The organism is uncultured Arcanobacterium sp. (assembly GCF_947253055.1).
Taxonomy (GTDB): domain Bacteria; phylum Actinomycetota; class Actinomycetes; order Actinomycetales; family Actinomycetaceae; genus Arcanobacterium_A.
The window spans coordinates 1-21,931 of the sequence record NZ_CAMXYE010000014.1; the positions used below are offsets into that span (position 1 = coordinate 1).

Annotated in this window: 19 protein-coding genes and 1 pseudogene; 8 read left to right on the forward strand and 12 right to left on the reverse strand. The window is 50.5% G+C overall.

Annotated features, from left to right (window positions below; translation table 11 throughout):
* Nucleotides 1–71: 71 nt before the first annotated feature.
* Complete coding sequence (gene greA / locus Q0X35_RS01760; protein ID WP_073995953.1) at nucleotides 72–545, reverse strand: transcription elongation factor GreA; 474 nt, start codon at nucleotides 543–545, stop codon at nucleotides 72–74.
* A 393-nt stretch (nucleotides 546–938) separates the two neighbouring features.
* On the opposite strand from greA, the gene mca reads away from it, so the two are divergent.
* Nucleotides 939–1,820 (forward strand): mycothiol conjugate amidase Mca, encoded by an 882-nt coding sequence (mca, locus tag Q0X35_RS01765; RefSeq protein ID WP_297564754.1) that lies wholly within the window; start codon nucleotides 939–941, stop codon nucleotides 1,818–1,820.
* A 121-nt stretch (nucleotides 1,821–1,941) separates the two neighbouring features.
* Here the strand turns inward: mca and Q0X35_RS01770 are convergent, their stop codons facing one another.
* Complete coding sequence (locus Q0X35_RS01770; RefSeq protein WP_297564755.1) at nucleotides 1,942–2,595, reverse strand: hemolysin III family protein; 654 nt, start codon at nucleotides 2,593–2,595, stop codon at nucleotides 1,942–1,944.
* A 200-nt stretch (nucleotides 2,596–2,795) separates the two neighbouring features.
* On the opposite strand from Q0X35_RS01770, the gene Q0X35_RS01775 reads away from it, so the two are divergent.
* Entirely contained in the window at nucleotides 2,796–3,557 is a 762-nt protein-coding gene (locus tag Q0X35_RS01775; protein WP_297564756.1) for an isoprenyl transferase, read from the forward strand.
* Nucleotides 3,558–3,618: 61 nt separating this feature from the next.
* On the opposite strand, the gene Q0X35_RS01780 is transcribed toward Q0X35_RS01775, so the two are convergent.
* The 3 genes from Q0X35_RS01780 to xseA are packed head-to-tail and all read right to left on the reverse strand — an operon-like array spanning nucleotide 3,619 to nucleotide 6,157.
* Complete coding sequence (locus Q0X35_RS01780; protein WP_297564757.1) at nucleotides 3,619–4,509, reverse strand: carbohydrate kinase family protein; 891 nt, start codon at nucleotides 4,507–4,509, stop codon at nucleotides 3,619–3,621.
* Nucleotides 4,506–4,901 (reverse strand): exodeoxyribonuclease VII small subunit, encoded by a 396-nt coding sequence (locus Q0X35_RS01785; RefSeq protein WP_297564758.1) that lies wholly within the window; start codon nucleotides 4,899–4,901, stop codon nucleotides 4,506–4,508. The genes Q0X35_RS01780 and Q0X35_RS01785 overlap by 4 nt, the downstream gene beginning before the upstream one ends.
* Before the next feature lie 2 nt (nucleotides 4,902–4,903).
* Nucleotides 4,904–6,157 (reverse strand): exodeoxyribonuclease VII large subunit, encoded by a 1,254-nt coding sequence (xseA, locus tag Q0X35_RS01790; protein ID WP_297564759.1) that lies wholly within the window; start codon nucleotides 6,155–6,157, stop codon nucleotides 4,904–4,906.
* Nucleotides 6,158–6,290: 133 nt separating this feature from the next.
* Here xseA and Q0X35_RS01795 point away from each other — a divergent pair, with 133 nt between their 5' ends.
* Nucleotides 6,291–7,385 carry a 4-hydroxy-3-methylbut-2-enyl diphosphate reductase gene (locus Q0X35_RS01795; RefSeq protein ID WP_297564761.1) on the forward strand — a complete coding sequence of 365 codons (1,095 nt, stop codon included), beginning with the start codon at nucleotides 6,291–6,293 and terminating at the stop codon, nucleotides 7,383–7,385.
* A 15-nt stretch (nucleotides 7,386–7,400) separates the two neighbouring features.
* Here the strand turns inward: Q0X35_RS01795 and Q0X35_RS01800 are convergent, their stop codons facing one another.
* On the reverse strand, nucleotides 7,401–8,624 hold the full coding sequence (locus tag Q0X35_RS01800) for a DNA recombination protein RmuC (protein WP_297564763.1): 1,224 nt from the start codon (nucleotides 8,622–8,624) through the stop codon (nucleotides 7,401–7,403).
* Between the two features lie 107 nt (nucleotides 8,625–8,731).
* Between Q0X35_RS01800 and ychF the strand changes: the two genes are divergently transcribed.
* Nucleotides 8,732–9,805, forward strand: a complete 1,074-nt coding sequence (gene ychF / locus Q0X35_RS01805; RefSeq protein WP_297564766.1) for a redox-regulated ATPase YchF — start codon at nucleotides 8,732–8,734, stop codon at nucleotides 9,803–9,805.
* Nucleotides 9,806–9,908: 103 nt separating this feature from the next.
* Here the strand turns inward: ychF and trpB are convergent.
* From trpB to Q0X35_RS01820, 3 genes and pseudogenes are all read right to left on the reverse strand, one after another.
* Nucleotides 9,909–11,108: pseudogene (gene trpB / locus Q0X35_RS01810) on the reverse strand (tryptophan synthase subunit beta); the annotation flags it as partial.
* A 296-nt stretch (nucleotides 11,109–11,404) separates the two neighbouring features.
* Nucleotides 11,405–12,454, reverse strand: a complete 1,050-nt coding sequence (locus Q0X35_RS01815) for a patatin-like phospholipase family protein (protein ID WP_297564770.1) — start codon at nucleotides 12,452–12,454, stop codon at nucleotides 11,405–11,407.
* A 118-nt stretch (nucleotides 12,455–12,572) separates the two neighbouring features.
* Complete coding sequence (locus tag Q0X35_RS01820; RefSeq protein WP_297564771.1) at nucleotides 12,573–13,505, reverse strand: mechanosensitive ion channel family protein; 933 nt, start codon at nucleotides 13,503–13,505, stop codon at nucleotides 12,573–12,575.
* Nucleotides 13,506–13,691: 186 nt separating this feature from the next.
* Here Q0X35_RS01820 and Q0X35_RS01825 point away from each other — a divergent pair, with 186 nt between their 5' ends.
* Nucleotides 13,692–14,240, forward strand: a complete 549-nt coding sequence (locus Q0X35_RS01825) for an O-acetyl-ADP-ribose deacetylase (protein WP_297564773.1) — start codon at nucleotides 13,692–13,694, stop codon at nucleotides 14,238–14,240.
* A 43-nt stretch (nucleotides 14,241–14,283) separates the two neighbouring features.
* Here the strand turns inward: Q0X35_RS01825 and Q0X35_RS01830 are convergent, their stop codons facing one another.
* Entirely contained in the window at nucleotides 14,284–16,530 is a 2,247-nt protein-coding gene (locus tag Q0X35_RS01830; protein WP_297564774.1) for an NADP-dependent isocitrate dehydrogenase, read from the reverse strand.
* Nucleotides 16,531–16,823: 293 nt separating this feature from the next.
* Here Q0X35_RS01830 and Q0X35_RS01835 point away from each other — a divergent pair, with 293 nt between their 5' ends.
* The 3 genes from Q0X35_RS01835 (at nucleotide 16,824) to Q0X35_RS01845 (ending at nucleotide 20,003) form a co-directional block, all read left to right on the forward strand.
* Nucleotides 16,824–17,294: a protein-tyrosine phosphatase family protein gene (locus Q0X35_RS01835; protein WP_297564775.1), complete on the forward strand. Its 471-nt coding sequence runs from the start codon at nucleotides 16,824–16,826 to the stop codon at nucleotides 17,292–17,294.
* 164 nt (nucleotides 17,295–17,458) lie between these two features.
* On the forward strand, nucleotides 17,459–18,241 hold the full coding sequence (locus tag Q0X35_RS01840) for a hypothetical protein (RefSeq protein WP_297564776.1): 783 nt from the start codon (nucleotides 17,459–17,461) through the stop codon (nucleotides 18,239–18,241).
* 67 nt (nucleotides 18,242–18,308) lie between these two features.
* Nucleotides 18,309–20,003, forward strand: coding sequence for a class I adenylate-forming enzyme family protein (locus Q0X35_RS01845; RefSeq protein ID WP_297564777.1), 1,695 nt, complete (start codon nucleotides 18,309–18,311; stop codon nucleotides 20,001–20,003).
* Here Q0X35_RS01845 and Q0X35_RS01850 read toward each other — a convergent pair.
* Both Q0X35_RS01850 and lipB read right to left on the reverse strand, forming a co-directional pair.
* Complete coding sequence (locus Q0X35_RS01850; RefSeq protein ID WP_297564779.1) at nucleotides 19,975–21,036, reverse strand: lipoyl synthase; 1,062 nt, start codon at nucleotides 21,034–21,036, stop codon at nucleotides 19,975–19,977. The two genes, Q0X35_RS01845 and Q0X35_RS01850, sit on opposite strands and share 29 nt — an antisense overlap.
* On the reverse strand, nucleotides 21,029–21,784 hold the full coding sequence (lipB, locus tag Q0X35_RS01855; protein WP_297564782.1) for a lipoyl(octanoyl) transferase LipB: 756 nt from the start codon (nucleotides 21,782–21,784) through the stop codon (nucleotides 21,029–21,031). The genes Q0X35_RS01850 and lipB overlap by 8 nt, the downstream gene beginning before the upstream one ends.
* Between the last annotated feature and the right edge of the window lie 147 nt (nucleotides 21,785–21,931).

Here is a 21,931-nt window from a genome sequence, read left to right on the forward strand (position 1 = left end):
TGGCTGAGCTATTCGCGCTGGCTGAGCTATTCGCGCTGGCTGAGCTATTCGCGCTGGCTGAGCTATTCGCGCTAGAAAGATTCAATTTTTTGTACTTCTACCTGGAATTCTTTTCCGTTCGGAGCGGTGTAGGCAGCTTTATCTCCTACTTTTAATCCCATAATCGAAGCCCCCAAAGGAGCAGATTCCGGATAGACGGGAATATCTAAATCAGCGGCCGCTTCCCTCGACCCCAGCAAAAACTTTTTCTCTTTTCCGTTCACCACCGCGGTGATAATTAAACCGGGCGCCACCACTTCCGCCGAGGTGGGTGCTTCCCCTACTTCGGCGTGCTCCAGCAGATAGGTGAGTTCCTGAATTCGCCCTTCCATCTTCGACTGTTCCTCGCGAGCTGCATGGTAGCCGCCGTTTTCGCGTAAATCTCCTTCGGAACGTGCCGCCTCAATACGAGCCGCAATCTCAGTGCGTCCGGTGGTCTTTAGGCGCTCCAACTCTGCATTTAAGCGGTCGAAAGTACTCTGTGAGAGCCAAGTTGTATCTGCCATCGCTTTCTCCTCTTACTCCGCCGGCTATATTCTGCTTTATTCCGCGGGAAGCTATTTTTCCAGAGCAGCTATTTCTGCCCTGCCGCCTGTGTGCTTACGAATACTCAATAATAGAACGTTAAAAAAAGTTTTTCTACTTATCTATTTCCTCCTTCCACATTTCTGGTCATTTACATTTCGGGGTGGTTCTTATTTCTTGCGTGCGTTATTTTCGGGTGTTCGTTATTTTTCTGGTGTGTGCATTTTTGGATATTCACCTTTTGGGCGTTCACCTCTTCGGCGTTCGCGCAAAGCAGCTTGGGAGGAGAAAATTGCGAAGAATCGGCAGGGTGGATAGAGTTTCAGAGGAAAGTAGTAGAAATTTGTGAAAGATAGATAAGCTGAGGAGAATAATTGGCTACGGAAAAACGCCTGCTCGTTGTACATGCTCATCCCGACGATGAAGCGTCTAAAGGAGCGGGCACGGCGGCAAAATACGCTCAGCAGGGGCGCGTGCGCATTGTGACCTGTACGGGTGGAGAGCGGGGAGATATTCTCAACCCGTACCTAAAAATTACGCCGGAACTGGAGCAGGATTTAGTGGAGGTACGCCGCGGAGAAATGGCGGCGGCAGCGGCTGCTTTGGGGGTAGAGCACACTTGGCTCGGATTTATTGATTCGGGATTACCTACGGGAGATCCCTTGCCGCCGGTGCCGGAGGGTTCTTTTGCGGCGATTTCGCTAGATGAACCAATACGGCGTCTAACGGCAGAAATCAGAGAATTTCGCCCGCAGGTACTTATTTGCTACGACGAAAGCGGCGGATACCCGCATCCAGATCATATTCGAGCTCATGAAGTAGCTGTGGGTGCCTATCGAGCGGCAGCTGATGCGAATTATGCTCCTGAACTGGGAGAGCCGTGGCAGATTACAAAAGTCTACTACGATATTTCGCTTTCGCGGCGCCGTATGCGCGCCTTGCATGAGGGACTGCTGGCGCGAGGGAAAGAGAGCCCCTTAGAAGTTTGGTTTACGCGACATTCACATGAGCCGCGACCGGAAGAACTCCCTGCTAGTGCGCGTATAGACGTAGCTGAGTTTTTTTCGCAACGCGATGCGGCGTTACGTGCGCATCAGACGCAGATTTCTCCCGATAGTACCTTTTTTGCGGTGCCACGCGATATAGAGGCAGAAATTTGGCCGTGGGAAGAGTTTCATCTCGCTTTTTCGCAGGTAGGAATGCCGAAGGAAATGGAAAGTGACCTCTTTGCCCGTATAGCAGAAATCGAAAGCTAATTTACCGCGGCGAAGATTTTCGTCTACTGGGTGCACATTCTGTTTACTAGGTGCAGTTTTCGTGTACTAAGTGCTTCGTGTACTAAATGCTTCGTCTACTGGATGAGGGATGCACTTCCCGTTATTGGATAGCACAGAGGGCTAACCAGATGGCTACAGCGTGGCAAGCATAGCCAGCTACCGTGCCGAGATGGAAAAATTCGTGGAATCCAAAATACTTGGGCCAGGGGTTGGGCCAGCGGAATGCATAGCAGAGCGCTCCGATTGTATAGGCTAAACCGCCGGCAAAAAGTAACCAAACTACGGCGGGGTGGCCATTTCTCCAGAAATCCGGCAAAAACCAGAGTGCCACCCAGCCGAGGGCGATATAGAGAGATACGTAGAGGGCGCGCGGTGCATTCATCCACAATATGCGCATAGTCATCCCTACTATGGCTCCTATCCAGACTATGCTCAACACTAGCCGAGCGCGCGCGGGAGTAAGTAGCAGCACCGATAGCGGTGTATAGGTACCGGCGATTAATAAAAAGATATTGGAGTGGTCGAGGCGGCGGAAAATTCCCCATACTTTGGGGCTCCAAGTGCCGAGATGATAAGTAGCGGAGCAGCCAAATAGTATTAGCCCAGCTAAACCGTAGATAGCTATAGCTACGTGTGGGGCAGTGCCGGCGGCGAAAATAAAGAGCAATATCGAATTAGCGAGCGCTAAGGGAGTAGCGCCTAGATGAATCCAGCCGCGAGCTTTAGGTTTTGCTTCGTCGGGAGTGCGCGACATCTTTTTCCTCTGTTGTAGTGCTTAGTATATGCGTCCAGCCTTTAGAATACGCTTCTCTTTCTATACGGTAAACCGGAGCTGCCGGGGTAAATAATAGAGAAAATAGACAGTAAAAATTACTTGTTTCGCAACCATCGTCTTAAAATAAAAGATAGAGTGAAGCATACTTATTTAGCGCTGAAATGAGAGGAGCAAACAAGATGTGGATTCCTAATTTTGTGTACTCTCTCTATGAGCACAGCCTTATCCAGCAGATCGATAAAACTAATATCCCGCAGCACGTAGGAATTATTTTAGATGGAAATCGCCGGTGGGCAAATTCTCTCGGTATGACTGCCTCAAGTGGGCATCGCAAGGGTGCTTATCATGTGACGGAGGTGCTGGAGTGGTGCGAAGAAGCGCATATTAAACTGGTGACTCTCTGGATGCTCTCTACCGATAATTTAAAGCGAGCTGAAGCTGAGCTAGCGGAGTTGCTCGATATTATCGCTGATCTGATAGAGGATATGGCGAAATCCCAACGGTGGGAGTTGCGAGTACTCGGAGATTTAGATCTATTGCCGCCGGAAATCTCGGCGCGGATAAAAAAGGCCGTCGCCGCTACTTCTAGTGGCGGGAAAATGCAGGTAAATGTAGCTATCGGCTACGGGGGGCGGCAAGAAATCACCAATGCGGTGCGCAGATATCTTTCGGAGCAGGCCGCGCAAGGTAAAGAGCTGGGTGAAGTGGCGCATTCGATTACCGTAAGTGATATTACCGAGCATATGTATACCCGCGGGCAGCCAGATCCGGATCTAATTATTCGCACTTCGGGAGAGCAAAGATTAAGCGGATTTTTGCTGTGGCAGACGGTGCACACGGAGTTCTATTTTTGCGAAACTTTCTGGCCAGATTTTCGGCGCACCGATTTCTTGCGGGCTTTGCGCGATTTTTCGGCGCGCGAACGCCGCATGGGCGCATAAAATTAACTATGTGCCTACCGTGAATTTTTAACTTTGTGCCTACCGTGAATCTACAGCGAATTTACAGCGCGCCTACGGAGTAATCTTCTGATTTAGCGGAAATTTCTTTCCGAGTAGGTAAGTGTTCTCCGTACTGGCTGAGAGAAATTCCGGCTGCGGTAGCTCCGTAAGAACCTAAGGATACTAATGCTGCCTTGGAAAGATTGCGAATACCGTTTATTTCTTCTCTTCCGAGCACGCTGAGGCGTGCTAAACCATCAATAAATGCCGCCATAAGAGAATCTTCAGCCCCGCTTGAATCAGCTATCCGCACTTCGGCACTCGGAATAGTGATTTGGTGGCGCGAAGTGTAAAGCTGTAATCCGGATTCGTGCTGGGAGATTAGCGCTAAAGAGACGCCTTTTGCCAAAATTTGCTGAGCTACTTTTTCGAGGTTATTTTCTTGGTAGAGAATAGCTAAATCTTTTGCCTGCGCTTTTAATACGTCGATAAAAGGTAAATAAGATTCGAATTGAGCGCGTAGTTGCGTGGAGTTCTTTTCCGCATCCGCTGGCAGATTTAAATTATAAGAAATAGTGGCATAGGGGTGATACAGCTTTATCCACTCTGCGCTCGGGGTGGAGATATTTTTGCTTGACGCAGGAGCATCTTCGCAATAAGAATTTGCTTTACTCGATTCGATATGCACGAGAAGTGGCGCAGCGGTGGGAATATCCGCCCGCGCCGTGGATGGATTGTAAATTTTTATCGCATTTTCTTGGCAATATTGAATAATTTGGGTATTTAACTCCGTATTTTCTAAAGCTGGGAGCAGCAGAGAAACTGCCCGCCCGAGGCGCGCTAAGCCGGTAGCTATATTTAGCGAAGTCCCGCCGGTAAGTGGAGCAGATTTTTCCCAAGCCGCAGCTGTAAAAAGCTGTGGCGGATCTTCTCCAATGACGAGAAAAGTCATTCTGCTACTCCGTCTGAGTTAGGTACTCCGTCTGGGGCCATTGCCTCGTTTAAATTTTCCGCTTCGGCGCGCGCTGCTTCGAGCCGGGCGCGGGCACTATCTAACCATTCTTGGCAGCGCTTCCCGAGTGCTTCTCCCAGTTCCCAGAGTTGGAGCGAATCTTCCAAAGAGATATTTCCCGCCTCTAAACTCCGCACTATTTCCGCTAATTTATCGCGTGCTTCTTCGTAGCTCAGCTGCGCTATTTGGGATTCTAGAGCTTGGGTACGTGCTGATTTAGCCGCCCCCGCAGATTTAGTTGTTTTTGCAGATTTAGCTGCCGCTGCTGATTTAGTTTCTCCAGCTGCTGGCGCTGCTTTAGAAGGAGAATTATCTCCGGGAGTAGTTTCCATTTTTAACTCTCTTCATCTGCTAGTACGGATAGGGAAATTTTCCCATCATAGAGAAGGGCAGCAATATGTGTACCGGGTATTGCTTCCGCCTGGCGGCATAAAATTTCTCCACGATCTTTCTGAAGAATACTGTAGCCGCGTTTTAACGTAGAACTTGGGGACAAAGTCCGAAGTTTCGCTAATTCGGCCCCAATCTGGGCATTTTCTTTAGTCAATATGTGCTCACAGCTAGTGCGAATACGAAACAGTAAATTTTCTAAGTGATCGGCACGCGGAACCAATAAAGCCTGGAGCGGATCCTGCAATGTGGGATGGCTGCGCAGCAGCAGCTGTTCATTTTCCGCTCGGGCGAGCTGGTTTTCCATAAGTTGCCGGCCTGCCGCAAGTGCCGTCTGTATTTTTTCAGTCTCTTCCGCTACATCTGGCACCACTCGCCGCGCTGCATCGGTAGGAGTGGATGCTCGTACATCTGCCACATAGTCTAGGAGTGGATTATCGGTTTCGTGGCCAATAGCAGAAATTATTGGAGTGTGGGCTTGGGCGGCGGCGCGCACCAGCATTTCTTCAGAAAAAGGCAATAAATCTTCCACCGATCCGCCGCCGCGCGTAATGATTATTACCTCTACTTCTTCCTGCGCATCGAGTTCTTGCAAGGCCGCAGTGACTTCCGCAGCGCAAGATTTTCCTTGTACCGCCACTTCTCTAATTACGAATTGGGCAGATGGCCAACGGGCGGTGGCATTCACCAATACATCGTGTTTTGCTTTGGCGTTTCTTCCGCAGATTAATCCGATGCGGCGCGGGAGAAAAGGGAGCGGCAGTTTTCGCTCTGGTGCGAAGAGGCCTTCGGCGGTGAGGCGTTGTTTCAGTTCGGCGATACGCGCCAATAAATCGCCTAAACCGACTGGGCGCACTTCGCGGGCGAAAAGTGTAAAAGATCCATTTACTTCCCAGTAGTCCGGCTTTGCCAATACCACTACCCGTGCCCCCGCTGTGATATCTTTCGGCAGCCCGGAGCTAAAGATTTTTACCGGTATTGAAGCTTTTTCCTGTAAATCAGCTAGTTTAAAAAATTGTACTTTAGCGCCGGGGCGCGGGGTGAATTCTAAAATTTCTCCCTCTACCCAGCAGCCCGGCATTTGCGCAATATATTCGTGAATTTTTGCCGAAAGCAGGCGCAAGGGCCACGGATGCTCGGCGGTGGTTTGCATAGCGAGGGGTGGTAACCCAGCTGGAACCGGTACAGAAGTATTCACTCTTCTATTTTTACCTTAAAATAAGGCAGTAATCTTCTTCTTGGGTGGCAATTCCAGAAGAGAAATACAGGAAACACTCCGGCAATAGTAGGCTAGAGGTAGATATTTGAAAATAAAGAGAGGGCAATAAACTATGAGTGCAGAAGAGATTTCTTTAGCGGGAGCTTCTGCTTTTCCCGCAGAGGTGCCTTCTGCTGGTTCGGCGCAGGAAAAGAAAATACTTCTCGCCACTCCGCGCGGTTACTGTGCGGGAGTGGATAGAGCAGTAGACGCCGTAGAAAAAGCTCTGGAACTCTACGGAGCTCCTATCTATGTGCGTAAAGAGATTGTGCACAATAAATTCGTGGTAGAAACCCTCTCCCGCCGCGGAGCAATTTTTGTAAACGAAACAGATGAAGTCCCCGAAGGGGCGCGAGTAGTTTTTTCTGCCCACGGAGTGGCTCCGCTGGTACATAAACAGGCAGAAGCGCGTAACTTATTGACTATCGATGCCACTTGCCCGCTAGTGACTAAAGTACATAAGCAAGCTATTCGCTTTGCTGATTCGGATTACGATATTCTCCTCATCGGCCACGAAGGTCACGAAGAAGTAGAAGGTACCCAGGGGGAAGCTCCTGATCATATTCAAGTGGTAAATGGCCCAGCAGATGTAGATAAGGTGCAGGTACGTGATGAAAATCGGGTGGTTTGGATATCGCAGACTACGCTTTCCGTAGATGAAACCATGAAGATAGTGGAGCTATTGCGGAAAAAGTTTCCGAATCTGATTGATCCGCCCTCCGGAGATATTTGCTACGCTACGCAAAATCGGCAGGGAGCGGTAAAAGAGCTAGCCGCCAAATCAGAAGTAGTGATAGTGGTCGGTTCAGCCAATTCTTCTAATTCGGTGCGGTTGCGGGAAGTTGCTTTAGAAGCCGGAGCGGAGCGCGCCTATCGAGTGGATAAAGCAGACGAATTACAAGCGGAGTGGTTCGCGGGAGTGCAAGCAGTGGGGGTCACCTCGGGAGCTTCCGTACCAGAGATACTCGTGCGGGAAGTGATAGAGCACCTGCAAGAACTCGGCTATAGCGCCATAGAGAATATAAAGACGGTGCAGGAAGATGTACGCTTTTCTTTGCCGAAAAATTTACGGGCGGATTTGCAGCGCGCCGGAGTGCAAGTAGATAAACCGCATCGCCCGCGCGCCAAAGGAGTGGAAATATCTAATGCGCGCAATGCGCCGCTGTAGGGATTGCAGAGATACTCACTGCGACTCTGGAGGTAAAAATTCATCCATATTGATTAGGCGAGTTTGAGATTTCTCGCCGGTAATTCGCGGTAGATAATCTGGCAGTTTCGCCGTGGAATCTTCGAGGGAAGAAAATTCACGTGCCGTTATCAGCACTCGCTTTTCTAAAGAAGCTACTGCATTATTGTATAGCTTTACAGACTTACCTAAGTAGGATCCCAGCTTCTGTAGATGCTCCGCCATCGTTGCCAAACGCTCTATTAGAGTGCGCCCTAGTTCTACAATTTCTTTTGCTTCCGCATTGACGGCTGCCGTGCTCCACACCGAAGCTACTGCTTTTAGCAAAGCTAGTAATGAACTTGGAGAAGTGAGCAATACTCCGGCGCGCATAGCATCTTCTAGGAGGGCAGCGTCTGCCATAACTGCCTGCGATAGTAGAGCTTCGGAAGGGAGGAAAAGTACCGTGATTTGCGGTGAATCTGGAAATTCACCCGGATAATTTCGTTTTTTTAATTCGGCGATGTGGCCACGCAAAGCCTTGACGTGCTTTGCTAGAAGTTCATTTCTTTGCGCTTCGGCGCCTATTTCTGGCAGAGCTTGCGCTTTTAGATAGGAAGTGAGTGGCACTTTTGCGTCTATAGGCAAATGCACATTTCCCGGTAGGTGTACCAGCACATCAGGGCGCTGTTTTGAATTTTCTGATTTTCCGGCTTGGGCGGAAGAAGTGAAATTACCGCTACTCTTTTGAGCTGCAAAATCTACGTGCTCCAACATTCCGGCCGCTTCGATAATGCGGCGTAGTTGTATTTCTCCCCAATTACCGCGCGCAGAATTAGATTGCAGCGCACTCTGCAGGGCATTGGCCGTACGGAAAATTTCATTATTCGTCTGAGCGCTTATCTCGAGCTGCTTCAACATTTTTGCATCCTGGGTAGCAGTGTACTCATTTAGGCTATGCACCCGCTGGCTAACTTCCCGCAATTGCTCGTAAATTGGCTCTAAGCGCTGGACTACTCCGCTATCAGCTTTAGTGCGGGCTTCTAAACTGCGTTTTTCTATTTCTAACTGCTCGAGCTTTCCGTTGAGGAGAATCTGCTCTTGCTGGCTGGCCTGCAGCTGCCGCTGTAAATGTGCACTCGCCTGTGCAGTGTGGAGCCTTCCGCCTAGGAATCCGAGCGCTATGCCGCAGAGGAGGGCAAAAATTAATATAAATCCGAGAAAACCAATACTTATTTGCATATTTCTATCGTAGAGAGCAGCTCCGAAAAATTTTTTGCATCAGTTTGCATCAGTTTGTGGTGTCGTCTCCATTTCGGAAAACTGCGTGTGGGCACTAGAATACCTATGTGGCTTTAACAATAGGTATTGCGGGACTCCCGAATGTAGGAAAATCGACTCTTTTTAATGCTCTTACGCGCGCTACGGTATTGGCGGCAAATTATCCTTTTGCCACTATCGAGCCGAATATCGGAATCGTGCCGCTGCCCGATGCGCGCCTGGCAAAGTTGGCGGAGCTATTTTCCTCTCAGAAAGTAGTGCCGGCTACGGTGTCTTTCGTAGATATTGCAGGGATTGTGCGGGGAGCTTCGGAAGGGGAAGGGCTCGGGAATCAATTTTTGGCTAATATCCGCGAAGCAAATGCGATATGCCTCGTCACCCGTGCTTTCCAAGATCCCGACGTCACCCATGTGGATGGAAAAGTAGATCCGGAATCAGATATCGATACTATTTTGACGGAGTTGATTCTCGCCGATATTCAGACCCTGGAAAAGCAGCTCCCGCGGTTAGAAAAAGAGCGCACCGGGAAAAAGATAGCTCCGGAAGTGGTGGAAACGGCGCGGGCGGCTTTAGATATTCTCGCGGCGGGGCGCCCAGTGCGGGGAGAAGAGCTCGACCCAGATATCTTGGCCACTTTCCAGCTGATGACGGCGAAGCCAATTATTTATGTATTTAATATGGACGATGCCGGTTTGGCAGATAGCGATTTGCAGGCAGAATTGCGCGCACTGGTGGCGCCGGCGGAAGCAATTTTCTTAGATGCACAGTTCGAGGCCGAGCTGGTGGAGTTGGAAGAAGACGAAGCGCGCGAAATGCTCGAAGAATCTGGGCAAAGCGAATCCGGATTAGATAAATTAGCGCGGGTAGGCTTCCATACTTTGGGGCTGCAAACCTTCTTGACGGCCGGCGAAAAGGAATCTCGCGCTTGGACTATTCATAAAGGTTGGACGGCTCCGCAGGCTGCGGGAGTAATTCACACTGATTTTGAGCGAGGCTTCATCAAGGCAGAAGTGGTTTCTTATACCGATTTAATCTCCTATGGCTCTTTAAACGAGTGCCGGGCACACGGAAAAATCCGGATGGAAGGTAAAGACTACGTAATGCAAGACGGTGACGTAGTCGAATTCCGTTTCAACGTCTAGAGCAGTGTATTGCGCCTTAAGCGCGGGCAGCTTTCTCTATTAAAGTAGCTGGCACATCGCTTGCAAGCACTGGATCTGCGCACGGATCGGTAAAGAGCTTATCTCCGAGAATTCGCTGCACGTAATCTAGATCCTTATCGCCGCGCCCAGAGAGGTTTACTAAAATGTTCAGTTCCTCGCCCTTTGCTCCGGCTTCTTCTGCCACTTGCAGAGCATAAGCTAGGGCATGGGAACTCTCCAAAGCCGGTAAAATTCCTTCTTTGCGGGTTAGAATTCGGAAAGCCTGCAAGGCTTCACTATCGCTAATTCCCACATATTTTGCGCGGCCGCTATCCATTAAATACGCGTGCTCGGGGCCCACTCCCGGATAATCTAAACCGGCGGATACGGAATAAGATTCTCCCACTTCCTCCGGAGTATTGCCGCGCAGCACGTAAGAGCGCGATCCGTGCAAATATCCCACTTTTCCGCAGTTCAGCGGCGCACCATTTTTCGGAGTATCCAATCCAGCTCCAGCCGGCTCTACGCCTACGAGCTGCACTTTCTCATTTCCGGGTTTATCGGTGAGGTAATCGGCAAAAGCTCCAATCGCATTCGAGCCGCCTCCTACACAAGCCACCACCATATCGGGTAATCTTCCGGTATGTGATTGCATCTGCTGGCGCGATTCGCGCGAAATCACGGCTTGGAATTCTTTTACTAAAGTGGGGAACGGGTGTGGGCCACAGGCAGAACCCAACACATAGTGGGTGCTAGCCAGATTTTCACACCAATCTTGGAGAGCCACATTGATTGCATCCGCCATCGAGCCACCGTGTGCACTCTGCACCGGCACTACTTCGGCACCCATCATCTTCATGCGCAGCACATTCGGTTGCTGACGGGCGATATCGGTATCTCCCATATAAATAGTGCATTTCATATTGAAAAGAGCAGCGACCATAGCGGTGGCGGTGCCATGCTGCCCAGCGCCAGTTTCGGCAATCAATCGCGTCTTTCCGAGGCGGCGAGCAATAAGCGCCTGCGCAAGTACCTGATTTCCTTTATGAGCTCCGCCGTGGCAGAGATCTTCCCGCTTGAGGAAAATGCGCACTTTTTGGCGAGCGGCACTGCTGAGGGGTAAATTGCGGCATTCCGTGATAGGAGTGGGGCGGCCTAAATAATTTTTTTGGAGCCGGCGTAGCTCCGTCAAAAAATCTGGGCTTTCCAGTGCATCTACGTAAGCGCGCTCTAATTCATCGAGTGCGGGCAATAAAATTTCGGGCACATACTGCCCGCCGTATTCTCCAAAGTAAGCGGGTAAAAGAGTTTTTCTGTGTTGGGTGGAGTTTTCTTTAGTGGAGGTTTCCATGACTGCCTTTCTTGTCTGTTAGAGAGCTGCGCTGCGTTCTGAGCTGGCCGCCGAGGCAGGATTTTCGGATATAAAAAAGACCCGCCAGGAGCTTTCAGCTTCGGCGAGCCAGATATGCGCTCTTAAAGCGACCCGCCGTTAAGCGAGCCACCACCAATTCATGCGCATTTTCAACATACTCATACCGTAGTTGCTATCCGCCGCAATATGCAAATCGGAAATTTTATGTGATACAAGTAACTGGAGCCCTAGAGTCCGGCCGCATCTAATACTTTTACGGCTTCCGTGCGCCCCAACTCAATCAGCTCTGCCGCTCGATGGTAATCGAGATCGCCTACTAAATCACGGGGAAATACTACGGTCGCCGTCACCGGATTAGCCGCTGCCCGATAACGCCCAATAATTTCTTGCATAGATTTCAATGCCATATCTGCCACTTGCATCATGCCGAGACTATCGGGCAAGCGCATCTTCTCCGCAGCGTCTTCACTATCTTGAATTTCGGAAATAGAAGGCGCTTTTACCTCATCGGGGACGGGAGTAGATTCTTCTGCGGTGCTGCGCCGAAGCTGCGGAAGCACATCTTCCATAGTGATTGGTTTTTCTTCTTCTTCATCTTCTGTATCGTTAAAGAACAGGCCAAAAGCGGTCTTTTGGAGGCTCTCGATGCTTCCCTGCGCAGCGTCGATAGCGCGCGAAAGCAGCGAATCTTCTTTTTCTAAACTCTTTTTCAGCACTTCCGCCGGTGGTACTTTTGCCGGGCCAAATAGATCTACAGCAATAGTGGCGTCAGAAGTGATTGATAAAGTGGGCTCTACCGGTACCGGATTCAAAACTCCGCCGTCAGTGAGCAGGTAATTCCCTATCCGCACCGGAGTAAATACAGTCGGGATGGAAATAGAAGAACGAATAGCTAAATAGAGCGGGCCATCTTGGAACCACACTTCGCGATGCGTGAGCAGATCTACGGCCACTGCAGTATAGGGCACCTGTAAATCTTCAATATTCACCGGGCCGGTAATTTCTTCTAGCGCTTCCAGCACCTTAGTGCCTTTAATCAATCCTGGATTGCCAATGGTGATATCGAGGAGTCCGCGCACATCTGATTTCGTTAAAGACGCAGCCCATTCATGCAGCTCTGGCAGTTTTCCAGCCGCATAAATTCCTCCTACTAAGGAGCCCATAGATGCGCCAGCTACACTCACAATTTCATGCCCGCGCCGCTCAATTTCCTCGATTACGCCGATATGCGTCCAGCCGCGCGCTCCTCCGGAGCCTAAAACTAGTGCTACTCGCATTTTCTCCCCTAACCTAGTGGTATCTCTTAAATCAGGCTACTCGTTTGGAGAGGTTCCGCCAAGTACTTTACTTAATTTAGTACTTTACTTAATTTAGGTTGCATCTGGGGTGGGGGAGTTATTCTGCAGGAAAATTGGGCTGCGCTTGGGAGTGGGGCTGCGCTTGCGGAAATTGTACTGCCAGTGCTGCTGGTGAATAATCGATATCGGCCGTACCTGCAAAGCGATGATAGATATACTTCCAAAGGCGGGTTTCACTAGCCGCCATCTCGGTATTGCGGGTGAGATAACGTAAGGTCAAGCAGACGCCGTTCCCATCTACCCACATCGTCACCTGCGGGAGCAGATTGCTGTTGAAGAATTCAGCTTGGCTCTCGAGGCGCTCTTTCTGAGCGTGATCTTTTGCCACTAGTAAATCGAGTTCTCTTTTTCCGGCAGCCTGCAAGATAGCGAAAGCTTTTTCCAAATTAGATTGGTGGGTGATAGGGACTTCTAAATCTCTCCACACATACGGAAAAGCATTGCTTTCATTGGCGTAGCTTCCATTAAAAATACTGCGATTGGGGATGTGGATCAGCCGACCGGTCGGCGTGGCAGTATGCAGCCAGCCGCGCACTTCGATGAGGGTTATTTTAAAGAGGCTTATTTCTTCGACGTCGCCATATGCACCGGCAATTTCAATGCGGTCGCCGGCGGTAAAAGGTTTCACGGTGCGGATATAGAAAAAAGAAAACACTTTTACAATCAGTTCTCGCATGGAAAAAAGCAGAATTACCGCTAAGATCACGGCAATTATGAAAAGTGAATTCAGGGCGTTAAACCATAATAAAATGATGCCTAAAGCTGCGCCGATAGTAATAGCAAGCACGGCAATTCGGCTCACGCGCCGGCGTATTTTTTCATTTGAGAACACTAGACCAGCGGCTTTATAGGCAAAATGCCTGATAAAAAATATTATCCCTAGCAGCAACGCAGTATAGAGAATTTTTTCGGCCGGATTTCCGGAAGTGTCTATTGCTTCCCCAAGATATTTAATAAAATCTTCCCACACCCTTTTAGTCTAACAAAATAACTCTTCGCCGGTAGTTGCTGCCTAATTGAGCGGCTGGTGGGTAGGGATTACAGGAGATAATCGGGAGGGGAGCTGCTTAATTTGCTTTTTATAGAGGTGCGCGCGCGGGTTATAGAGGTGCACGCGCAGGCACGCGCGGGCGCGTTAAAAGCCTAGACTAGGCATATGGGAATTCTTATTAGACCCGGAGATATTACGCAGATTTCGGTAGATGCAATCGTAAACGCCGCCAACTCTTCTCTCTTAGGTGGAGGCGGGGTAGATGGAGCAATTCATCGAGCGGGCGGGAAAGCAATTCTCCAAGCTTGCCGCCACTTGCGGGAAACTTCGCTTCCAGCTGGTTTACCGCGTGGCCAAGCAGTAGCTACTACTGCCGGTGCTTTGCCTGCCAAGTGGGTAATACATACCGTAGGGCCGGTATATTCGCAGAAAGAAGACCGCAGCTCGATACTGGCTGCCGCTTACCGCAATTCTCTGCTCGTAGCAGCAGAATTAGGTGCACGCCAGGTGGCTTTTCCTGCTATTTCGGCAGGAGTATACGGCTGGCCTTTGGCGGATTCGGCTCGAATTGGTTTGCAGAGCGCCGCCCAATTCTTAGCCGCTGCCCCCGCCGAAGGTGCGGAGCAAATGACGATAATTTTCGTACCTTTCGGAACTTCCGCTGCAGCGGTATTTCAAGAGGTTGCCGCTCAGCTCGGATTGGCAACGCGCTAGGTGGCTAGAGATAAGTACTAGACGCGAGGACTAGAAGCGAAAACTAGAGATAACTATCTAGGAGCTTATTCAGGGTAGCGGAGGGGCGCATCACAGCCTGTACTTTTTCCGGATTGGGGAAATAATATCCACCAATATCAGCGGGTTTCCCTTGTACCGCCAGCATCTCAGCGGAAATCTGCGCCGCATTTTCTGCCAAGGCGCGCGCGAGCGGCGTGAAAATCTGAGCTAATTCCGCATCGTCTTTTTGGGCAGCTAAAGCTGCGGCCCAATAGATGGCAAGCCAGGCGTGGGAACCGCGATTATCGATATCTCCGAGCCGGCGGGCCGGAGATTTTCCGGTATTGAGCAACTCCGCTATCGCAGTATCCAGTGCTGCAGCCAGCAGACCTGCCCGCTTATTTCCAGAAAATTCTTCTACTCCCCGCAGCGATTCTGCTAAGGCGAGAAACTCCCCCAAGGAATCCCAGCGCAAATAATTTACTTCTAGTAGCTGCTGGACGTGTTTGGGAGCTGATCCGCCTGCTCCCGTTTCAAAAAGCCCGCCCCCGGCCATGAGGGGCACTATGGAGAGCATCTTTGCCGAAGTGCCTAGTTCCATAATCGGGAAGAGATCGGTGAGGTAATCGCGCAGTACATTACCGGTGACGGAGATAGTATCTTCTCCGCGCCGAATTCGCTCTAAAGTCGCTTTGGTGGCTGCCACTGGATCTAGAATCTGAATATCGAGATTAGAAAGGTCGCTTTCTGCCAGTATCTTTTCCACTTGCTGGCGAATCTCTCTATCGTGCGCTCGCTGTGGATCGAGCCAGAAAATCGCTGGCGTCGCGGAGAGGCGCGCCCGTTTCAAAGTCAGCTGTATCCAGTTTTGGATAGGAGCCGCTTTGGTGAGGCAACTCCGGTAAATATCTCCAGCTGCCACCGGTATTTCCAATAACGTAGAATTACCGGCTCGCACTACTACGCGGCCGTTCTCCTTAATTAAGAAAGTCTTATCGTGAGAGCCGTATTCTTCTGCTTTTTGTGCCATTAAACCAACGTTGGGTACGCTCCCTAATTTTGCCGGATCGAAAGCTCCCTGCGCTTTACAGTCGTCAATTACCGTTTGGTACACCCCCGCGTAGGAAGAATCGGGAATTACGGCGAGGGTATCGGCGCTTTCTCCGCGTGAATTCCACATCTGCCCAGAATTGCGAATCATAGCGGGCATCGAAGCGTCGATAATTACATCTGAGGGTACGTGCAGATTGGTAATTCCGGCCGTGGAATCTACCATCGCTAATTCCGGCCCCGCTGCTGCCTCGGCAGCAAAAGATTGCTTAATCTCTTCTCCATTTGCCAGCTCTGCCAGCCCCGCAAAAATAGCTCCTAAGCCTTTTTCGGCGTCCAATCCGGCATTCGCGAGCGTCTGCCCGTAGGTGGCAAAGGTGTGGGGGAAGAAAGCCTTTACGGCGTGGCCAAAGATGAGCGGATCCGATACCTTCATCATGGTGGCTTTTAGATGCAGCGAGAAAAGTAAATTTTCCGCTTTTGCAGCTGCTATCTGTGCGTGGAGAAAATCGTCAAGAGCGGCAGCTTGCATAGCCGAAGCGTCAAAAATATCTCCTGCGCCGGTTTCTATGCCGCCGCGTAGTAGTTCTTCTTTCCCGTCTGCAGCGATAAATACAATATCCAGAGATTGCGGAGAAGTGAGTGTCACCGATTTTTCATTTGCCCGAAAATCGCCGCTGGCCATAGTAGCTACGCGCGTGCGCGAAGAATTTTTCCATTCTCCCATTCGGTGGGGATGTTGCCGAGCAAAATTCTTCACCGCCTGCGGAGCGCGTCGATCGGAATTACCTTCGCGCAGTACTGGATTCACAGCGGAACCTTTTACTGCATCGTAGCGTCGGCGAATTTCCTTTTCTGCACTATTTTGGGGATTTTCCGGGTAGTCCGGCAAGTCGTAGCCACAGCTTTGGAGCTCTTTTATCGCCGCTAGAAGTTGTGGAAGTGAAGCAGAGATATTGGGCAGTTTAATGATATTGGCCTGCGGAGAGCTCGTTAGCTTTTGCAGAGCCGCTAGAGCATCTGGGCGCTGGGCGGCGGGCGGCAAGAAATCGCTAAAAGCAGCTAAAATCCGCCCCGCCAAAGAAATATCGCGCGGGCGAACTTCGATATCCGCCGTCTTCAAGAAAGATTTAACTATTGGTAGTAAGGAGGCGGTGGCCAGCATAGGAGCTTCATCCGTCAAAGTGTAATCTAGGTAATCCATACGTAATCTTTCTTTATCTTTCTTTGCACTTCGCATACGGGGTGTGGCATTTCCTAAATCGACTTCATTCTTATCTCAAATCGACTTCACTCTTAAGTCTAAGAGTTTTTTGGCGGGGTGGCATTTTCGGTGGAAGAAAAATATCGGAAAATACCGACGATTTTTTGCTTACAAAAATAAGAAAATGTAAAAATAAATATTTAGAATGTGAGGCATTTCAAAAGGCTTTTGTGAAGTGTATCTAGTAACGCCAGAGAAACTAAAACTCACTTGTATTCGTTCCTTGATACGTGCTTAAAATGCGGTGAAGACAGCATTGAGGAGAATGCATGGAATTGTGGAAACCCGGAGAAGGAATCGTAGAATTTCCTTCCGGCAGAAGAGTAAGAGGCAGGTCTTGGAAAACGAAAGTAAGCCAAGATGCTTCTCTTTCGGTGGTGCTCACGACTGCTGTTGGCAAGGCTTTTTCTAATCACGGTGTACTGCTCACCGCGCAAGAAACAATCATGATAGATTGGCCGGATTATCGCCTGCCGCGCCGGCCTTCCCAAGCTGCTCGGATATTGCACGACGCGTGGGAACGCGCCGCCAGTGAAAGAGTAGAAATTACTTGTGGCGGTGGAGTAGGGCGTACCGGCACGGCGCTCGCGATTCTAGCTCTTTACGAAGGTATGGACGCTGAAGAAGCAGTAGAATTTGTGCGCCGCAACTACCACCCAGATGCAGTACTTTCCCACGCGCAAAGCGGGTTCCTGCGCGGATTCACCTATTATCGGGAAAGTCTAGACTGCGGCGCCTAAGTTATTAGGTTGTTGATTTTTAGCAGTAGTGCTAATTTGTAGTGCGCTATTTCTTTTCTCACTCCACAATCGCGCTTTATTTATCTACACGCTAAACTTAACTGCGAATACTTTCCGTATTTGATTTTTAGATTTGCTTTCCCATTTCGGTAATTGAGGAGATAATGGACGATTCCAAAGCTCAGACTAGTATTCCTGACGAAGAAGTTTTGGAATCCCTCTGCGCCTTAGACGTGGCGAGTGAAGAAATAGTAAGCTACGGAATTCATCCGCGGCAGTTCATTGAGTGGTACGGCCCGGCCACTGGGGAACTAGTAGTGCTAGTGCACGGTATATTCTCTGATGATTGCCACGGCTTGCCGGCGCTGCGCCCCGCTGCTCTTGCGCTCGGAGAAGCGGGATATCGAGTGGCGCTAGTAGAGTATCGCCGTGAAGCCGGCGATCCGAGCGTCACTCTGGAAGATACTCGTACGCTCGCGCGGCTTCCGCAATTGCTGGGAGCCACGTGGATTGGTTTTTCTTCTGGAGCAATACCGGTGCTGGATCTACTTTTTGGTGAAGACAGCACTGTGCGGCACGGAGTATTATTGGCGCCAATTATTGATCTGCGCCAAGAAGTAGAAGAAAACGGAATCTACGCGGAGGCCGCCCAGCAGTGGATGGGAGATACTCCGGAAAAGAATCCTGACCTCTATGCGCAATACGACCCCGCAGTCGCTTATGCCCGCCTCGGAGCAGATGCTTTTACTGCAGAAGGCTACCGCTTAGATATAATGCACGGCACCGGAGATCAGATAGTATCGGCGCAGCGCACCTACAATCTGGCAAAAGAACCTTTTAATATCGCCTTAGTGCCGGGAGCAAATCACTATGATTTAATTTGCCCGGGGCATGACGCCTGGATTTTATTACTGGGAGCCCTTCGCCTGCAAAATTCTGCCGAATAAAGGGTAGTTAGGCAGTTAGGTAGTTAAGAGATTTAGGCAGCTAGGGAAGTTAGGGCGCAGCGAGATAATGCAAAATCTGGATAGCTCTAAGGCAGATAGCTTTGAGATGAGTAGTTCTGCGGTGAATAGCGGAGTTACTCAGAGTGCTGCGCAGAGTGCCGCGACTAATTATGGAGTTGCACCTGCGGACTGTAATCCGGCTTATTCTTTAGAAAGAGCAGCCCAAGCGCGCCCACATCGGCCGGTAATTTATTATGAAGGTACCTGCTATAAAGCGGCAGAAGCTAATTTATTGACGCGGCAATTAGCGGAATTTTTATATGCACAGGGATTGCGCCCAGGAGCGCGTCTCTGCTTGATGGCGGCTAATTCTCCCTATCACTTATTTCTACATACGGCTTGCGCTCGCTTAGGAGCCATATTTGTGCCAATCTCTCCGCTGTCCTCGTTACCGGAGCTGCAAGCAATGTGGCGAGCTGCTTCTCCGTATTTATTGGTGGTAGATCAGTTGGAAAGCGCGGCGGGAGATTTGGCGCCGGCTTGGGAAGAATACTGCCGGCAGGCTTCTGGTGCTGCTTGCAGGCCAGTGTGGGAAATTTCCACTCTAGCTGCTGCTGCGCAGAAATATCCCGGCCAATTGCGCTCACTTCTGGCGGCAGAAATTTCGCAAAGTGCACAAGCTGCGCCGGCCGCGTTGAACACTTTGCACTACCCGCGAGACGCGGCGCTAATAATTTTTACTTCCGGCACAGCTGGGCAACCGAAAGCCGTGGAGCTTACGCACGGGCAACTTTGGTGGGCGGCCCAAAACTTTCGCGCCGGATTTGAGTATTCGCCGGCCGACGTAGAATTAGTGGCCGCTCCACTCACCCATATTGGCGGTTTCAACGGCACCACCCTCGATATTTTTTCGCACGGGGGCACCGTGGTGATAGTGAAAGAATTCTCCGCCGGTACAGTGCTGAAACATCTGCAGCGCTACCGGGTGAATATGATGTTTGGAGTGCCGGCTATGTACAGTGCGCTGCTGCAACATCCCGATTTTCCACATACAGACCTCTCAGCTTTCCGGCTGCCTTTAATAGGTGGAGCGGCCGCAGATCCGCAACTTTTGCAAAAACTAATGGCAGCCGGCCTTCCCATGTTAAACGTATGGGGAATGACAGAAACGGGCGGAGCTGGCTGCTGCCTGCCGGCTGATAATTTAGCGCAAGCTCTCGGATCTATCGGTCAGCCGTTTCCCTATATGGAAGGGAAAATAGTTGATCCAGAGACTGGCCAGTCAAGCCAAAGCGGAGAATTGTGGCTGCGTGGAGCTAATATCGCAAGTTCCTGCTGGCAAGATGGTTCCCTCACCGAAGCGGGCTGGTTGCCCACGGGTGATTTAGTGAAAATAGATGCAAACGGATTTCTCTGGGTAGAGGGTCGACTCCACAATTTAATAAATAGCGGTGGTGAAAAAATAGCGCCGCTAGAAGTAGAGAAAGTGCTTGCGCGCTACCCGGGGGTGCAAGAATGCGCCGTACTGGGAGTGGCGGATAGCCGGTGGGGAGAGCAGGTGGCGGCGGCGATAGCTTTAGAAAAAGATGCTGAGGCGCCGAGCCTAGAAGAAATCCAAGAATTCAGCGCGGCTTATTTAGCGCGTTATAAACTTCCGCGCCGCTTAAAAATTCTTTCCCAGCTTCCGAAGAGCCCCAACGGAAAAATTGATTATCGCGCCTTGAGAGAAGTTTTTAAGAGCAGCGATTCTCTCCCGCTATAAGGCGTACTGCTTCTTGCTGAGCGGGAGCAGTGCTTATATCGAATCCGGATGGAATAGGGAGATTCTTTGCTTTCAAAGCGCGGGCCCAGAGAGCTCCGGAGCGATAAGAAGAGCGCACCAGCGGGCCCGCCATAATTGCCGCAAACCCTAATTCGTAGCCAGCTTCTGTGAGGTCGATAAATTCTGCTGGTTTTATCCAGCGCGCCACTGGGTGATGGAGCGGTGAGGGGCGTAAATACTGGGTAATAGTGAGGATATCGCAGCCAGCTGCCCGTAAATCTTCCATCGCCGCGAGTACTTCTCCGGCTGTTTCCCCGAGTCCGAGCATTAAATTTGATTTAGTAATCAGCCCGGATTGGGCGGCAAAGGAAATCAACTCTAAAGAGCGCTCATAGCGGAAAGCCGGGCGAATTTCGGAAAAAATCCGCGGCACCGTTTCCAGATTGTGTGCCAATACTTGGGGGCGGGCGGCGCATACTTGCTCCCAAGCGGATTTTCCACCTCGCATATCGTCGATAAGCAATTCCACTCCGGTATGCGGCGAAAGCCGATGAATCTGCCGGCAAGTTTCGGCGTAGAGCCAAGCTGCTCCGTCTGGAAGGTCGTCGCGGGAGACGCCGGTAATTGTGGCATATTTCAGCCCTAAGTTTTGTATCTCGGCAGCTACCCGCTGGGGCTCTTCTTTATCGTAAAAAGTGGGCTTTCCCGTCTTAATAAAGCAAAAATCGCAGCGCCGCGTGCAGATATCTCCGCCGATTAAAAACGAAGCTTCTCTATCTTCCCAACATTCATAGATATTAGGGCAATTTGCTTCGCTGCAGACGGTATGGAGCCCATATTTTTGCACCTGCGTACGCATCTGCAGGTATTCTTTTCCCACTTTCGCAGTGGTCTTAATCCAGGCGGGCTTTTTTTCTAGCGGAATCTGCTGGTTACGAGCTTCGATACGCAGCAATTTCCGCCCGCCCGGAGCGAGAGATTTGGCGGACTTTTCTTCGCGCTCGCTCGCTTTATTTCTCTGCTCTTTAAGCATCTTTTGCCTCCCAAAGCACGCCAGTTTGCGGAGGAAAATCGATACTGTGCTGCGCTTTTTCCCATAACTGGCTCCACTGGGATTGCTCTATTTTCTTTAACTGCGCTCCCCGGCGGCGCGGAGGGAGAAAAGCTTGGTACCCGCTCGCCAATGCTGGCACCAATAAATCCGCTACTTCGGAGATTTCTGCGGTCACGCCGAGTTTCTCTAAGGAAATTACTCCGGCATCTGCCAGCCCACAGGGGATTATGCGGTGGAAATCTTCTAAATGGGTATTTACGTTGAGAGCCATTCCGTGCATGGTGGTATTGGCGGCAAACTTAATACCGATAGCGCAGAGTTTTTTATCTTCTTGCCCAGCCGTTTTTATCCATACCCCACTGCGCCCAGCTATCTGGCAGCTCTCCACTTTATAACTCTGCAGCGCGGTGATGAGGATTTCTTCGGTGCGGCGTACGAAGCGCACTACATCAGGCGGAGGTGCAGTCTGCAGAATCGGGTAAATTACGAGCTGCCCCGGGCCGTGATAGGTGACGGAGCCGCCGCGATCCATTGCCAATACTGGTAAATCGGTATCCGGCACATCTGCAGCGCGGGTACGCCGCCCAGCTGTATATACTGGCTGAGATTCCCAAGCGATAAGTGTATCTTCTGCGCCGGCGGCTACTTCCCGGTGTAAAAACCGTTGCAATTTATCCACTTCTAGATAAGGAAGTGGCCCGGCAGGGAGAAGATTGAAAATGCGCACGCGCCGATTCTAATCCACAAAGACACCCTTATGCACAGTTAGAAAGAACATCTGGGGGCAAAGGGGGCTTAACTGTTAAAATTGCTGCGGAGGAAAGGAAATTTATGCGATTGGAAAAACTGGGAGCGCTTTTTCTCGGTCTGGTCA